Here is a 15,737-nt window from a genome sequence, read left to right on the forward strand (position 1 = left end):
AGCATGGCGACAAGTCAGGCAGGACCATGAATTCGAACGCAACGCCACACCATCCGCCGCATGAACCCACCCTCCACTGCCCGAATTGCAGCCATGAAATCAAGCTGACGGAGTCGCTGGCCGCGCCCCTAATCGAGGCGACACGCCGCCGGTTTCAGGAGCAGCTCGCCAGCAAGGATGCCGAGGTCGCGCGCAAGACCGAAGCCCTGCGGCTGGAACGCGAGCAAATCGAGAGGTCGCGAGAGCAGATTGAGGACCAGCTCGCCCAGCGGCTCGCGGCCGAGCGCATCCAGATCGCCGCCCTCGAGGCCCGGAAAGCCCGCGACGCCGCTGCCGCGGAACTGCAGTCAAAGGGCGCCGAACTCGATGAACTTCGCAAGACCCTGGAAGCCAACAACGCAAAGCTGGCGGAGGCCCAGCAGGCTCAGGCTGAACTGATGCGCAAGGAGCGCGCGCTGGACGAGGCAAAGCGTGAGCTCGACCTCACCGTTGAAAAGCGTGTCCAGGCATCCGTCGACGACATTCGCTCCAAGGCCAGGGTGGAGGCGGATGAAGCCGCGAGGCTGCGCGTACTGGAAAAAGACCAGACCATCGATTCCATGGCGCGCACGATCGAGGAATTGAAGCGCAAGGCCGAGCAAGGGTCGCAGCAATCCCAGGGCGAGGTGCTCGAGCTCGAGCTCGAAGACCTCCTCCGTGGACGCTTCCCGACTGACCACATCGAGCCGGTCGGCAAGGGAGAGCTGGGCGCGGATGTCGTCCAGCAAGTCAACGGTTCCATCGGCCAGTCCGCCGGCATCATCCTGTGGGAATTAAAGCGCACCAAGGCGTGGAGCGATGGCTGGCTGGCCAAGCTCCGCGATGACCAGCGGCGTTGCGGAGCCGATATTGCGCTCATTGTCTCTCAGGCGCTCCCCAGGCACATCGAGCAGTTTGATTTGCTGGACGGCGTATGGGTCGCTCATCCGCGCTGCGCCGTTCCGGTCGCCGTGGCGCTGAGACAGACCTTGATCGAGGTCAACAGCTCACGGCTGGTTCAGCAGGGCCAGCAGTCCAAGATGGAGCAGGTCTATCAGTACCTCACCGGCACCAAATTCCGGCAGCGGGTGGAAGCCGTCGTCGAGAAGTTCAACGATATGCGGGACGATCTCGACAGGGAACGCAAATTCATGGGCCGCCAATGGGCGAAACGCGAGACCCAGATTGTATCCGTGATCGAATCCACGGTCGGCATGGTCGGCGACTTGCAAGCCATTGCCGGCAAGGCCATGCCGGAAATCTCAAGCCTAGATGTGCCGCTGCTGGAAGACCACGACGAGGCTGCGCGAAAGGTCTCCTGAGTTGGGTTGGCACCATGTCGAACGCATCGACTGAGCTGGCAACCACGGCGTTTGTTCTGGCGAGATCTGGAAAATGTCAACGCGTCATCGGGGAGCGGGTGAAGACCGGCTTATCAGAGGCGCCAAGCTCTTCCGCAGCGCGATCCCATGGCAAAACGACTGAATGGATTAGGTCAGGTCGGATTTGCTTGTCGGCCAGCATCTTTAGGACCGCCCCCATCGCATGTCTTGCGTTGCCCTTACCAGTACGAAAGCGGACGCCGCGGCTATACATCGCATACGTTGGGAGTGGCACGTCACTGAAGTAAATACCGACGCTCTCGCAAACTCCCTCGGGCTCAAGCGCCGTAATTGCTCGACGTAGACCGGAGGGATCACACGAAGCGTCAACGCTGAGGTCGAACGTGCCGATCGCATCGTCGGGTAGGCCTGCGTGCGGCGTGACGCCGAGTTGCGTGGCAATCGCTAGGCGACGCTCACTCGTGTCGCAATAGACAACCTCACCTGCACCTAGAGCTCGCGCGAACTCAGCGACGTAGAGACCGATGCTGTTCACCCCTCCGATCACAAGAACGCGCGCCGACGGCTTGTTCTTCAGATGCGGGGCCGTGACCTCCCATCCAATGGACAAGTTGTCGCTGGCTGAAACCGCGGCAACCGGATCGACGCCTTCCGGTAGCTTGAGCAGCATCCCGTCGGCCCAAGGCACGCGAACCAGGTCATCGAACAAGCCACCGCATTCGCCAGGTGGCAAGCCGTAGCAGGATCCAGGAGTAACCTTGCGGCAATGAGCAGTCAGGCCGCTAAGGCAGCGGTCACACGTTCCGCAATTAAAATGCCAGGGAATACTGACAATATCGCCGATCGAAACGGTCTTGACGTCATCGCCTATCTCGACGACCTCGCCCACCGCCTCGTGGCCGATGGAGAATGGTGCACGAATTGGCGTCTTGCCTGCCAAGATATGGTGATCGAGATCACAGGTAGTGGACGCGATCGGCCGGACTATCGCCTCAACGGACGCCTTTATCCGCGGCTTTGCGCGCTCCTGCCACTCAAGGCCGCTTCCAGTGAATACCAAGCTTGCGACTGTCTCGCCCTTGGCGCGTGGAATTGCCGAGCCGTGTTCGGCGGCGGTGGGATGATGGTGCGCTCCGCACCTGCAAAACAGGCCGTGCATATTCATTTCTTCTCTCCAATCTTCCAGTCCCTAGTCGCGATTCGCGCGGCCATGTTGCGGGTGTTCCGAAAATTGCGACAGCCATGTCAGCGCGCGTGGAGCATTGCGGCGTCCCGCTTTCCGTGAAGGACTGGATGCCATGTCCTTCCTCGCGTCTGCGCTCTTCATCGCACGATCGCGAATGTCAGGAATAGACGCGATCGCTGCAGCCCCTGCTCGACATCCTTGGTGACCGCCTCCGTTACGTGAATGGCAAGCCGGCGTTACGCTTGATGAAAGTTTGACGACGTGAGGCTGGCACTTGAGGCCGTGCTTGAGACGGCGATTGAACACCGGGACGATGCCTCGCGGCTCACGAGACCAACGTGACGGGTCATAAGCTTCCTCTCCCGATTGGCGCTCTTGGGCCGGACCGACCTAGGTCAGCATTCGGGTATGATTTGACAGCGCTCCGCGCAAACGACTTCTTGGGTGGGTACCTTGAGTTAAAATCAACCCGCGGCATCCCTACGGGGCCGCACGCTCGTGGCTCCTGTTCGCCCATCGCGCCATCCTATGGGCGCGCGATGCTGAAAGCCGTGCGGCGCGCTTGCGCCGGACGTCCGCCCCGCCGCGGCGTGTAGGCGATCGGCTCGCAGCCGCTCGCCGTGATCGGATGGGGATGCCCCATTGCCCTTGAACTGCGCTACGAAGTTGGCGATGCCAATAGGACATTGTCAATCAGCCGGGTCGAGCCGACGTAAGCTGCGGCACACAGCGCCGCGGGTCGCCGCAATGGACTTTCCGCGGTCCTGAGCGTGTCGCTGTAGACAAGTTCAAGATACTGCACTCGGTCAACTGGCTCCAAATGCCCCATCGCGATCGCGATCAGCTTCTTCACGTTACGCTCACCTGAGCGAAACCCGTCGGCCGCAGCGAACAGCCCACGACTGATGGCAAGGGCCCGCCGACGTTCTTCCTCGCTGAGATACCGGTTGCGGCTACTCATCGCGAGTCCATCTTGCTCCCGAACGGTCGGCACGGCGACTATCTCGATCGGAAGATTGAGATCGATCGTCATGCGGCGAACGACCGCGCATTGCTGAAAGTCTTTCTGTCCAAAAAACGCGATGTCCGGCTGCACCATGTTGAACAGCTTGCATACGACCGTCGCGACACCACGAAAATGTCCAGGCCTAAATGCTCCGCATAGCGGTTTCGCGAGTTCACCCGGCTCGACAAAGGTCTCAAATTGAGTCGGATAGACTTCCTGAACGTCCGGCGCAAAAAGGATCGCAGCACCGGCGTCGCGGCACAGTTTCTCATCCCGTTCAAAGTCGCGAGGATAGGTGCTGAGATCCTCGCTTGGTCCGAACTGAGTGGGATTGATGAAGATGCTGACCACGGTGACGTCGCATTGAGCCCGGCTGGCCTCGACCAGCGCCAAGTGGCCATCGTGGAGATAGCCCATTGTCGGCACAACTCCGACCCGCTTGTTGGCTCTGCGAGCCTCAGCGAGGGAGCTGCGAAGCTCGGCGACCGTTGTGATTGTCTGCATTTTCGGCTCCATCCGTCGACGACCTCAGTTCGATTCCGCGGCTCATTTGGCACGGCTTAGAGCATCAAATGCTTCTAAAGAGCGCGCAAGAAAACTGTCAAGCTGTGAGGCAGGCGACTTCTTTGGTTGGTGGCTTGAGTTAAAGTCAATTCTTGATCTCGCCGCGGCCGCAGACCTGAGTGTCCAGAACCTCTCCTGTGGTTGTGTGCCGAGCCGCTTGAAAATAGTTTTCTGAGCGAGCGATCATTTTTCTATTTTCACAGAAGGTCTGCTGTTTCATCCTGCTTGATGTCGCAGTACGTGAGGAACGGACGTGCTGCAGGACACGTCAATCGCGCAGCAAGGCGCGTGAACCAGAAGGGAGAAATATATGGGCCGCCTCCAAGGTAAATCCGTCATCATCACCGGCGCTGGAAGCGGCATCGGGCGTGCGGCATCGCTGCTCTTCACCAGGGACGGAGCAAAGCTGATCGCAGTCGATCGCAGCGACAGTGTGAAAGAGACCGTCGAGGAGATAAGGCGAGCCGGTGGCATAGCGGAAGCTGTCACGGCCGATGCCGGCTTGGAGGAGGACGTAGTCAACTTCATCGATCGCGCTGTCGCGGCTTATGGCAGGCTGGACGTGGTCTGGGCCAACGCCGGCATCGGCGCTGGGCGGACGCCAATAACCGAACAGACCGTGGAGAACTGGCATGAAGTCCTGCGCGTCAACCTGATCGGCACGTTCCTGGCGGTCAAGCATTCGATCCCGCATATGGTGAGGCAACAATCCGGCGCGATTATCTGTACTGCGTCAGTTGCGGGCCTCAGGGCAGGTGCCGGCGGACACCCTTACTCCGCGAGCAAGGCCGGCGTGATCAGCCTGGTGCAAACCACCGCTTATTCGCTCTCCGGCACCGGTGTCCGCATCAACGCGGTGTGTCCCGGCCTGATCGAAACGGGCATGACCAAGGCGACCTTCGATCGTGCCAAGGAACGCGGCAGTTCGGACAGGATCGGTCAGCTCAATCCGCTCAAGCGTGCAGGACAACCGCACGAACTAGCGGCGATGGGGCTGTTCCTGGCGAGCGACGAGGCGTCGTATGTCAACGGCCAAGCGTTCGCGGTAGATGGCGGCTTGACCGCGTCGATGCCATATACGGGCAAGCCGGTGTAGTTCTGAGCGCAGGAGCGTACGCGACGTGGGGCGAACGTCTCCTGGCTACTGGCTCGGTCAGTTTGACTTGGGGCGCCGCAACAGGATCCGATGGGTTCATGCGACGCCTTCTCTCCTTGCCGCGGTGTGACGGCAAATGTTGCGGATTGCGATATCGAGAATGACAAAAATGGAGGCGCGGCCCAACCGACCACGCCTTCATATTGTCACCCTGCACCCGCCTCTGCGCGAACCGCCACGACCCCTTTGACAGCGGGACGTTGCGCGTGGCGGATTCGAGCGCCATGTTCTTGAAGCCAGTCGACCAATGCTTCGCACCCAGAACCGGTATGTCGAAGTTCGAGGATCGCCCCTCCGATTTCATCGGAACCAAGGGAAAGAAGAGACCGGTCCTGGCAGCAATTCTGATCTGAACAGAGCGAGCTTCGACGGTGTTCGCCCTGAGGATAGGCCGGTATCGTCTATGTAGGCCAGGGTGTGGGGGACTCGTGAACGCCGCGCACCGAAATCTGCGAGCTCTACACTACTGCCCTCAACGGCCTTCATCGTCGAAATGGCGGTGCTACTACGGCCACCGGAGCGAAAGCCGCTTCATCCCCGGGTAGGCCGGAAGGCTGGTTGCCGCGCTTGACTTCGGCATCCGACTTCGCGGCGCTCCGCGCATCGGAACAGTCCTTCGCTACGAACAGTTTGCCAGCGCGGCCATCGCGGATATTTCCCCGACCTTGTCATGGTTTTGGCGGACCCACAATGATCTTGCCAGGCTTTCCGGGACCTGCTCCCTGAACTTGCCGACCTTGATGTTGGCGACAAATGCGGCAACGTCGTCCGGATCGATCTGCTGCATTCCGGCAAGTTTGGACAGGATCGGACGCAGCTCGCCCTCCTTGATCTTGGAAACCGAGACCCCGAGCTCATGCCCGCCAGATTGCAGGCCTGCCATCGCGAGAGCCGCGCTGAAGACCGCGGTCGCCTGCGATCCTCGCCAAAGAAAGACGTGCAGGTCGCGCTCTTCCGGAACCAGCGCCCGCGTCTCCAGATCGAGCTGGTGAAATGTGTCGCGCCCTTCAGCCAGCAGATCTCGCGCCCTGGTGTCGAGATAAGACGGGACGTCATCGGCGAGATAGACCTCGCGCATCATGGCGATCAGCCGATCGTGAGCCGGCTCACCGGCGGCAGGCTCGAAGCGCGGCACAACGCCACCTGGGTGAGGTGCGATCACCAACGTCTTCGTCTGCTCGTCGATGTCCTGGACGATCCAGCGTTGGCCCGCGAAAACGACCAGCCCGTCCTTGTGCACGGGATGCATGATCGGCAGGGTTCCGAGCGTTCGCCCGCCCGCCGTCAACCGCCACTCCTCGTTCGATTCGAACACCGCAAAGAAGCTGCGGGACTGCGCGACCTTCTCGCCCTCCTGGCCGAGCATCAAGGTCCCGTCACCGGCCTGTTCGATGTAACGAACTTCGGGACTGCCGAGATGCCGCAGCAGTCCGGCAAACTCGGCCGTCGAGATCGACGAGAACGGTCCAGCTCCACAGAGCAGATCATACAGAGGCTTGGGCCTGATCCCGCCGCGCTCCATGATCACGGACAGCATCTGGTGGATGAGCGTCGAGGCGATTTCGGGGACGATGCGGGCCTCTTCGACGAACCCCTCTTGCAACAGGCGGACCACAGCGACGGACCGGATCGTGTTGGGACGAAGTCGATCGAGGATACCGGATTTCTGGTCGATGTTCGGCTCGCGCAGATAGATGCGCAGGATCGACGGCGTGCCGCGGCGCCTCCCCGTGCGTCCCAATCGCTGCTTCAATGACGCGAGCGAACGCGGTGCGCCGATCTGCGCAACCGACTTGACCGAGCCGATATCGACCCCGAGCTCGAGCGTCGAGGTGCAGACCGCCGTTGTCGGCAACCTGCCGTCCTTCAGACGGTCTTCGAGCTCCTCGCGGAGTGTCTTGGAAAGGCTGCCGTGATGCGGGTAGAACTCGTTGGGGACATTGGCCGTCTCGGAGCGTCGCCGCAGGCGATCGGCGGTGGACTCCACTGTGCGCCGCGATCCGCCGAACACAAGATTGTTCTCGCCGCGCAGCGTCTCGAACAGGTGGTCGGAGATCGCATCGAGCGCGATCCGGTGCGGCCTTTCCTGTCCGGTTGCGGGCCCGCCTCCTTCGGCATGATCGGGATCGTCGAGGTCGGGAGGTTCGACATATCCTCTGACCTGAAGGCGCAATTCAGGCGCATCGGATTTGGCCTTGAGTTGTTCGACCTTCGCGGGATCGATTGGCCGTAGCCACGAACAGGCCTGATCAAGATCGCCGATGGTCGCGGAAAGCCCGACGCGTCGGGCGGGTCTGTTTGACATCGCATCGATCCGCCGCAACAGGCTGGCAACATGCAGCCCCCGTAGCCCTTGCAGGAAGGCATGAAGTTCGTCGACGATGATGAAGTCTGCGGATGACAGCAGACGTTTGGCGTCGGCAGGGCGACGGACGAACATCGCCTCGATCGATTCCGGGGTGATGAGAGCGATGCCGTCCGGCCGGTTCATAGCTCTCTTCTTGTCGGCCTGGGGAGCGTCCCCATGCCATTTCACAACCGGAATTTCCATGCTCTCGCACAATCCCTCGAGGCGGCGGAATTGATCATTGATCAGCGCCTTGAGCGGACTGACGTAGAGAACGGAGAAGCCTGTGACCTTGCGTTCCGCAATCGACGTGAGGATGGGAAGAAACGCGGCTTCGGTCTTACCGGCCGCCGTCGTCGCTGAAATCAAGATGTCCCGATCGCCCTGCAGCACGGCCAGGATCGTACGCGCCTGGATCTCACGCAGTTCATCCCAGCCCTGATCGCGTATCCAGCGCTGGATCCTGGGATGAAGCAGGTGATAGGCGACTTCAAGTCCCGAGGCGGAAGCTGGTGAGTTCATCGTCACCTCCGGGCTGTGTCCCGCCGTCCGTCATCAAATCTGCCTGTCCACCTGCATCTGCCGGAACCTGCACCTCCCCCAGAAGGTCCTGCCACTTCGCGCCGGGGTTCTGCTCAAGAACCGAGAGCAACTGGACAAAGGCCTTCACCGTGGTCCGCGGCGTGCGAAAATACGCCTCTCCAATACGCCGATCGCAATGAGCCATGAAGGCGGTCAAGGCGTCATCGGGAACCAGATATCTGGACGGATCGCCGGCTGCGAACACCATCCTGATGTTGGACAATAGAACCAGGAGATCTTCCGGCGTCAGGCTCTGAAGATTGATGACCGGGCCCGAAAGGTCGACGAGGCCTTTGGTGGCGAACTGGTTCTCGGCGAGCCGCGATTGCAACGCTTCGTAACTGAAGAGGCCCCGCCGCGTATCCATCAGGAACTGCGGCGTCCCGCACATGACAAAGCCGATATGGGAGGTGTTGCCTTGGAGGGCATCGTTCACGATGCGCAATATCTGTTCGAAATTGGATTTGCGCGCCTGGGCGTTTTGGAGCTTATAGATATTGACCATCTCGTCGAACATCACGAGCAGCCCGGCATAGCCGGCAACCTTCGTCAGACATCCAAGCGACTTGAGCGAGTCATAAACGCTGTCGTCATCGATAATGGTCCGCACACCGAGCGACTTGTTCGCCTCCGTTTTGGTCGTAAATTCTCCGCGCAACCACCGGAGCGCCGCAAGTTTGAGTTCTTCGTTGGTGGTCTCGCTGCCGCGCCAGTAGGCCTTGAGGACGGTCGCGAAATCGTACCCTCCGACAAATTCCTGGATCGGTGCGAGCTTCTCGTCGATCACTTTTTCAACCGAGACCTGCCGTTCCCCAGCTTCCTTGACGGTGTCGGTAATGAGCCGCTCTACCACCGCCGCCAAAGCACCGCCTTCGGGTTTGGTCCGGGTGGCCATGTTGCGGACCGCCTCGGAATAGAGGGCTCTCGCCTGCCCGCCGCTGGCATGAATGCGGCGATCGGGTGCCAGGTCAGCATGAACAGTCACACATTTCCGCTCCAGAGCGATCAGCCTGATGAGGTTGGCAAAGAACGTCTTGCCAGCACCGTAGTCGCCGATGACAAATCTGACAGCTGCGCCGCCGTCCGCGATGCGGTCGACGTCACGCAGCAACGCGCCGATCTCGGCGGCTCTACCAACCTGGATGTGAGCAAGACCGACCCGTGGCACCACGCCAGCGCTGAGCGCCTGGATGATCGTGTCCCGGTCCTTAGGTTTAATAGTCTTCGGCGTCTTGTTCATGCCGCGGTCTCTCTCAGTTCAGCCAGTCGCTCCCGCAAATGCGGAACCATGACGATCTCGTCGCCGTCTTCAAGCAGAGGCTCCTCGAAGTGATCAAAAGACCAATCGTTGATACGCTCGATGGCGCCATCCGCGAGAAGCTTCATGGCGCGGGCCCTTTGGTCGAACTCGCCCCTGCCAATCGCGCCCTTCAGCTCGAGGAGCTCGACGAGCTCCGTATGCGGGCGGTCCAGTCCCTCGAAGGTTGTTCTGTTCGCGGCGGAGGCCACCGGCGTCTCGACCGGAACGGACGTCGGTTCCTCTTCAAATATATTTGCCAGCAATTCCGAAACCGCCGCCGTCTCCCGTTGCGTTCGCGCCAGGCGCGTGGCGTCGATGCTGATACTGGCGGCCGGATTGGGCGGCGCGACGGCAGTCGTCATGACGGTGGCCGGCCTGTCCTCGGGGATCGGCACACCTGCCTCGCGTCTCTCGACGGACAGCGGCACCGGCTCATCACGTCGCGGAACGCTGCGATGGAGTTCGGAATAGACCCTTTCCTTGGGAAGACCTAAGGCCTTATGAAGCCGTTCGAGGAATCTGACCTCATCGGGCCGGACGTTCCGGTCACCGCTCACCACGGCGACTGCGGCGTTGGCGATGGCCTCCCGCTCGGCATCGCTGCGCTCTGCCAGACGCTTCATGACTCTCGAAAGTTTGGGCGGGTTATTGAAAATCGTGACGGCGAACGCGATGAGGCGAGCCCGCTCGACTGCAAGCAGATCCTTCCCGTCCCTAATTCCTGCGATGACCTGCGACATCTCCTCGCCAGTGGAGTCACCGTCTGCCGCCGCGGCGAGAACGGCGACTTCGACCTGGGCCTTCATGGCGCGATAGGCCGGCCGCTCCGGATCGACCGGTCCCCCACCAGACGCCTTGAACAGGAAAATCTGCTCATCGGGCTGAGGGATGGAGCCGCCGAAGCGTCGATCGGGCTCGATCGCGATGTCCATGCGATCGAGCAGCTGCCCGAGCTGATCGGCAAGCCCCGATGGGACCTTGCCATTATCCGGCAGGTCAAAGTTGGCCGCGGCCAACACGGTGGCCATCTTTGTGCTGGCACGCGTCTGACCACCCATGATCTCCGACAGACGCTCGCCAAACCCACGCAAAGCCTCGAATCCTGTCGCCGCCACGAGATCCTGCGGAAGCAGAAGCGACGCCTGCACCGAGTTGCGAGCGTTCGGTTGACGGCCTAGCAGCCGGCTGAAGCCGTCCAACTCGTCGGTACAGTCCTGCACAAGGCGTCGCAATGGTTCGGAGGACATCACGGCCTTGGCGACGTCGGGATATGATTGATGAACGCCCTCCACTGGAACGCTGAACGCACCACTTGCGGCCTCGTAACGAAGATCGATGTTGCCTGAGGTCGCGACAGCTACCCCCTCGGGAAATGCGTTCCGGAACCGGAGATGCCACAGGCCGACAAACTCGCCGAAGCATCGCGCGGCTGCCGTTCGCAGATACACGTCAGGCAATGCAAGAACCCAAAGAAGCGCATCTTCGGACAGAATGACCGGCGATTGCGCAAGACGTCGTCCAAGATGCAGGCGCACCGAAATATCCATCTCGCCGGCGTGCGGTCGCTCGGCCGATGGCTGCGGAACTGCAAGCGGTAAACCGGCGGCGCATTTTGCGACATCCACAAAACGCTTGCCATAGCTCTGAAAGGACTCGTTGTCGGGTCGGCGGGAAAGCAGTCGCTCGACTTCTGCAATCAAGGCCGGCGCGCTCGCAAGGTCCCGATCGACGAAAAGCCTGTGTTCCAGGGCATAAAGGAACATGAAGACGTAGCCGATGCCGTAGTCCGTTTGCTTCCTTCCAGTCGACATCCAGGCGAGAAACGCCCCCCGCGCCGCCGGCTGCACACCAGCATAAGACGGCCAGTAGGGCATGGAATCGCCGGAGACGTCCGGCCGCGAGGTTTGCACCGGAAGCTTGGGATTGACGACGTACTGGTCAATCTGGCGACCATCGAACGATAGCGCTTCGCCCAGATAGAAACAGCCAGCGGCGATGGTGATGCCTTGGACAGTCACCGTTTCTCCAGGCTGCACCCACTTTGCCAGAATCGGAGGCGAACCAGCCCGAGCCGAACGGAAGAGCCGCTGATCACTCGTTTCGGTTTGATTAGAACTCAATGGTGCCCGAGCTGGCTTCGGTTCGGTCGCCGTGGTTTGGTTGCGCCTTCCGATCCTGGAAGAGAAGTAAATCAGGAGAAAAATTAGACCGGATCCCACGCACGTTACGATGACCCCGGCCAAGTTTTCAACGATGAACCGGTAGACGGCATTGAGAGCCGCGAAGAGCAAGCCCAACACGATCAGCAAGCCCATCCCCGCCGATGACCCGCCCTTGCGTCGTCCCATTTCTCCGTCAGCCCATCCCTTCGGCCAGCCCTAGAGCTCAGAGATAGCGTGTGCTGGCGAGGAAGTACAATCGTCCAAGGTCGTACGCCGCAAGCGCTTGCCCCGGGCGCGACGCCTATCAAAAATCGCCAAACGAACAAAAAACGAACGTGGAGCGCGCCGCACGGACCCGGACTTCTGTTGAGTTTGAGTCAACGCTCGAAAAGGTGCATAACGGAAGGATCTTCAGGAAGCGTCGCCCACGATACGTACGTCTCCGCCCTCATGGCTTCGTTGCGGCGACCGAGCGCACCCAGCACGTGGCGCTATACCGGCGCTGTGTTGCCCTAGCATGCAAGGCATACCACCTAACTCGAGATCGAGTGCTCGCGGTGCAAGCTGCCGACAGCGATGCGGCTCCAGCCCGTGCGCCTTCCAGATGCGCCGCACCGCGCCGGCGTTCATGCCGGCCTTCTTGGCCATCATATTCGCGGTCAAGAGCGTCGCCTCGACCGACGGGTCGGCCAGCATCAGAGCCACCATGCGCTCCGCTACCTCGATTCCGAGCGGCTTGACGCGTGAAGGCCGGGTCTTGTCGCGCAAGAGCCCAGTGACGCCAGCCGTTATGAACCGTTCCTGCCATAGCCAGACGCAGGTCTTCGACTTGCCTGTCCGACGCATGATCTCGTTGGTGCCTACCTCGTCCGCGCTCAGCAGCACGATCACCGTCCGCCACTCATGCTTCTGGGCGGCGTTGCGGCCAGCGCCCACCGCCTCAAGGCGATGGCGATTAGTCGGCGTGATCGTATTCGAAACCCCGGTGCGCATGCGCCAAACTCGCATAAGCGCCGACCGATATTCCCGTAAACGACATGAACAACAAGAATATTCGCATTCGTAACGACGGACGTGTGTTGCATGACATGCATCTCTTCCAGGTGAAGTCACCTGATGAGTCAAACGGGCCCTTCGATCTCTATCGACGCTTGGCAACCATTCCTGGAGAGGAGGCCGATCGGCCTCTTGGCGAACGGAACTGCCCGCTGGTTAACCAGTAACAAGGGGACTGGATATTCGCATGATATTGATTGTGGGAACGTTCAATCTCCTCGCCAGCGAAATGCCGTTGGCAACAGACCTCACCAAGACTGTAGTAGCGGCAACTCTCGGAGAACCAGGGTGCCAACGGTACCACTTCTCGGTTGATGTCGCCGACCCAAACAGGATGTTACTCGTTGAGTGTTGGGAAAGCGCCGATGCTCTCGCTACCCACCTGCGTCAGCCACACACTCGGGAGTTCCTTAGCCGGTTTCGCCAGCTTCGAGTCCAGCATCGGCGGGTGCAAGAATATCGAGTATCGGGGACGACAGAGTTTGATCCTCGGCAATATGCCGATCCAATGCCGATCGAGCCCACCTGGTTCGACGGGAGCTGTTCAAACGCAGTGTAAGGTCAGCTTCGCCAAAGCGAGCAGTGTGGTTTACGTTGCCGAGGCATGGATGGCCTGGCGCCGACGGCATCATTTTGGCGGAGGAGTACGGGACTCGGACGCCGATGTCGCCCGACGGGCAAGCGCAGCCTCTGAAGGAGACGCTTGTCGAATTGCCCTACTGCGGCGCGACCCTGGCGGCTCTAGCCCTTATCACCATCTTGCTTCTCTTCAGACGGCAATGCGGTCGACGCCCAAGACCACTTTTCGTGCGCAACTGTTGGAAGGTGTTGAGCAACAGCCGGTGCTCCCAACACGCCAAAACAAATTCGACAGGTTGGGCAACTTAGGAAATCCTTTAGGTGCGCTGCGGTATGTCGCATGCTGCGGTGCCAAAAAGGACTGATGCCATTGTTCGCCTCACGTATACGCGTAATTCTAACGCCTCTGCCGCGAATTCGACTTGGCCTAAGAATCCAGATTGCGCTGCTGGCGATCGTAGGCATCCTTTTGACCGGCTTGATCTGTTTGGGTGGCCTCTATCTCGACGCCAAGGCCCAGGCGGAATCGGATCAGATGATCAGCTTGCGCCAGGACGTGGTCGGCCTGTCGGCCAATTATCTCGAGGCGGGTCAAATCGCCAACGAGTTCTTGCGCAAGCACGACGAAAAGTTGGTCGGTCGGCATGCGGGTATCGTTGAGACTGCGCTGGGACATCTATCGGCGATTGAAGCGTTCGTCGACAAACTTCCGGACGGGGATGCCCTGAAGCAGAGCAGCGCATTGCGATCGGGCCTCAACCTCTACCAGACCCGGTTCAATAATATCGTTTCGATGCAGCGCACGCTCGGATTGAACGAAGACCAGGGATTGCAGGGCAAGCTGCGGACTGCGGTTCATCAGGCCGAACGCAGACTGGCAGACCTCGACCAGCCTCGTCTGATCAATCTCCTTCTGATGATGCGCCGGCATGAAAAGGACTTCATCATGCGCGGTGACGAGAAATATGGCGATGATTTCGACAAGCGACGGTCCGAGTTCGCTGAAGCACTCAAAAGTTCGGGCCTGCCCGAGCCCGTGCGGAATCAAGTGTCGACTCTCATGAAGGCCTATGGCGAGAGCTTTGCGGGCTACATGGTTACTCAAAGCTCCCTCAACGATGAGGTCGCTGATTTCGCAACGGTCTTTCAGCGCAACCGTCCCGCGCTGGACACGTTGGTCAAGGTGGCCGGCGACCGCTATCTGGCGTCGCAAGCTCATGCCGCAGAGCTGCGGCAGATTATGATCTGGACGATCGCGGCGGCAACGATCTGCATTGGCCTCGTTGCGATCTTCTTTGGCCAGCGCATTGCTGGTTCGATTGCCAGAATGACCGGCGCGATGCAAAAGCTGGCGTCGGGAGATTTCGCGGTGGTGCTTCCGGGACTGGGCCGAGCCGATGAGGTCGGCGACATGGCGCAAGCGGTCGAGATGTTCAAAATCCTGGCCAGACAGAAGGCCGACGAAGAAGCCAAGGCCAGGATGAATCAGGAATTCCTCGCAGCCGAAGCCCGAAAGGCTGACATGAACAGGCTCGCGGGCGAATTTGAAGGCACAGTGGGCCAAATTATCGAGACAGTCTCTGCCGCGGCGGCGGAGCTGGAGGCCGCGGCCGGCACGCTTACCGCGGCCGCCCAACGCTCAAGCGACCTGACCAAGATTGTGGCCGCCACGTCGGAAGCTGCCTCCGCCAACGTTCAGTCGGTGGCGTCGGCGAGCGAGGAGATCTCGAGCTCGGTGAGCGAGATCGGTCGGCAGGTGCAAGGCTCGGCTCACATCGCCGGACAGGCTGTGCAGCAGGCCGAGACGACAAACCAGCAGGTCGGCGAACTGTTGACTGCAGCGGACAAGATTGGCGAGGTCGTCCAACTTATCAACTCCATTGCACGGCAAACGAATCTTCTCGCGCTCAATGCGACCATCGAAGCCGCGCGCGCTGGACATGCCGGCCGGGGATTTGCTGTCGTCGCCTCCGAGGTCAAGGCCCTGGCCCAGCAAACCGCGCAGGCGACCGATGAGATCAGCGTGCAGGTCAGCGGAATCCAGAATGCGACGCAGGAGGCAGTCCTGGCCATCAAAGGGATTGGCGTCACCATCGGCCGGATGTCCGAGGTCGCGTCAACGATCGCCGCAGCGGTGGAAGAGCAGGACGCCGCGACCCGCGAGATTTCCCGCAATGTGCAGCAGGCCGCTCAGGGAACTCAGCAGGTGAGCCTCAGCATCACGGACGTGCAGCAAGGCGCCAGCGAGACCGGGGCGTCCTCGGCGCAGGTCCTGTCCGCGGCGCGATCCCTAGCGGCAAACTCAAGCCGCCTGAAGTTAGAGCTCGCAGCATTCCTCAGGACGGTTCGCGCCGCCTAAGCCGTTTGGCCGCTCGCCCGAAGCGAGTAACTAGCATAGCACGGCGTGCTCCAACTTGACGCCCGTTGCTTGAACGACA

The 15,737-nt window shown here is 60.6% G+C and carries 11 protein-coding genes; 5 read left to right on the forward strand and 6 right to left on the reverse strand.

Annotation, left to right across the window (positions count from 1 at the left end):
* The first annotated feature begins 26 nt into the window (after positions 1–26).
* Positions 27–1,340: a DUF2130 domain-containing protein gene (locus tag ACVW1B_RS17835; protein ID WP_456821861.1), complete on the forward strand. Its 1,314-nt coding sequence runs from the start codon at positions 27–29 to the stop codon at positions 1,338–1,340.
* A gap of 76 nt (positions 1,341–1,416) precedes the next feature.
* On the opposite strand, the gene ACVW1B_RS17840 is transcribed toward ACVW1B_RS17835, so the two are convergent.
* Both ACVW1B_RS17840 and panC read right to left on the reverse strand, forming a co-directional pair.
* A complete protein-coding gene (locus ACVW1B_RS17840) occupies positions 1,417–2,526 on the reverse strand; it encodes a zinc-dependent alcohol dehydrogenase (protein ID WP_456821862.1) in 1,110 nt (369 codons plus the stop codon).
* Between the two features lie 679 nt (positions 2,527–3,205).
* Positions 3,206–4,057, reverse strand: a complete 852-nt coding sequence (gene panC / locus ACVW1B_RS17845; RefSeq protein ID WP_456821863.1) for a pantoate--beta-alanine ligase — start codon at positions 4,055–4,057, stop codon at positions 3,206–3,208.
* A 370-nt stretch (positions 4,058–4,427) separates the two neighbouring features.
* Here panC and ACVW1B_RS17850 point away from each other — a divergent pair, with 370 nt between their 5' ends.
* Positions 4,428–5,213, forward strand: a complete 786-nt coding sequence (locus tag ACVW1B_RS17850; protein ID WP_456821864.1) for an SDR family NAD(P)-dependent oxidoreductase — start codon at positions 4,428–4,430, stop codon at positions 5,211–5,213.
* 679 nt (positions 5,214–5,892) lie between these two features.
* On the opposite strand, the gene ACVW1B_RS17855 is transcribed toward ACVW1B_RS17850, so the two are convergent.
* From ACVW1B_RS17855 to ACVW1B_RS17870, 4 genes are all read right to left on the reverse strand, one after another.
* Positions 5,893–8,142 carry a DEAD/DEAH box helicase gene (locus ACVW1B_RS17855; protein ID WP_456821865.1) on the reverse strand — a complete coding sequence of 750 codons (2,250 nt, stop codon included), beginning with the start codon at positions 8,140–8,142 and terminating at the stop codon, positions 5,893–5,895.
* Positions 8,111–9,442, reverse strand: a complete 1,332-nt coding sequence (locus ACVW1B_RS17860) for an ATP-binding protein (protein ID WP_456821866.1) — start codon at positions 9,440–9,442, stop codon at positions 8,111–8,113. The genes ACVW1B_RS17855 and ACVW1B_RS17860 overlap by 32 nt, the downstream gene beginning before the upstream one ends.
* A complete protein-coding gene (locus ACVW1B_RS17865; RefSeq protein ID WP_456823040.1) occupies positions 9,439–11,817 on the reverse strand; it encodes a tellurite resistance TerB family protein in 2,379 nt (792 codons plus the stop codon). Before ACVW1B_RS17865 ends, ACVW1B_RS17860 begins: the two co-directional genes overlap by 4 nt.
* Positions 11,818–12,075: 258 nt before the next feature.
* A complete protein-coding gene (locus ACVW1B_RS17870; RefSeq protein ID WP_456821867.1) occupies positions 12,076–12,657 on the reverse strand; it encodes a hypothetical protein in 582 nt (193 codons plus the stop codon).
* A 44-nt stretch (positions 12,658–12,701) separates the two neighbouring features.
* On the opposite strand from ACVW1B_RS17870, the gene ACVW1B_RS17875 reads away from it, so the two are divergent.
* From ACVW1B_RS17875 to ACVW1B_RS17885, 3 genes are all read left to right on the forward strand, one after another.
* On the forward strand, positions 12,702–12,887 hold the full coding sequence (locus tag ACVW1B_RS17875) for a hypothetical protein (protein WP_456821868.1): 186 nt from the start codon (positions 12,702–12,704) through the stop codon (positions 12,885–12,887).
* A gap of 20 nt (positions 12,888–12,907) precedes the next feature.
* On the forward strand, positions 12,908–13,279 hold the full coding sequence (locus tag ACVW1B_RS17880; RefSeq protein ID WP_456821869.1) for a putative quinol monooxygenase: 372 nt from the start codon (positions 12,908–12,910) through the stop codon (positions 13,277–13,279).
* Positions 13,280–13,768: 489 nt separating this feature from the next.
* Positions 13,769–15,658 (forward strand): methyl-accepting chemotaxis protein, encoded by a 1,890-nt coding sequence (locus ACVW1B_RS17885; RefSeq protein ID WP_456821870.1) that lies wholly within the window; start codon positions 13,769–13,771, stop codon positions 15,656–15,658.
* The last annotated feature ends 79 nt before the right edge of the window (positions 15,659–15,737 follow it).

The organism is Bradyrhizobium sp. USDA 4502, assembly GCF_054063355.1.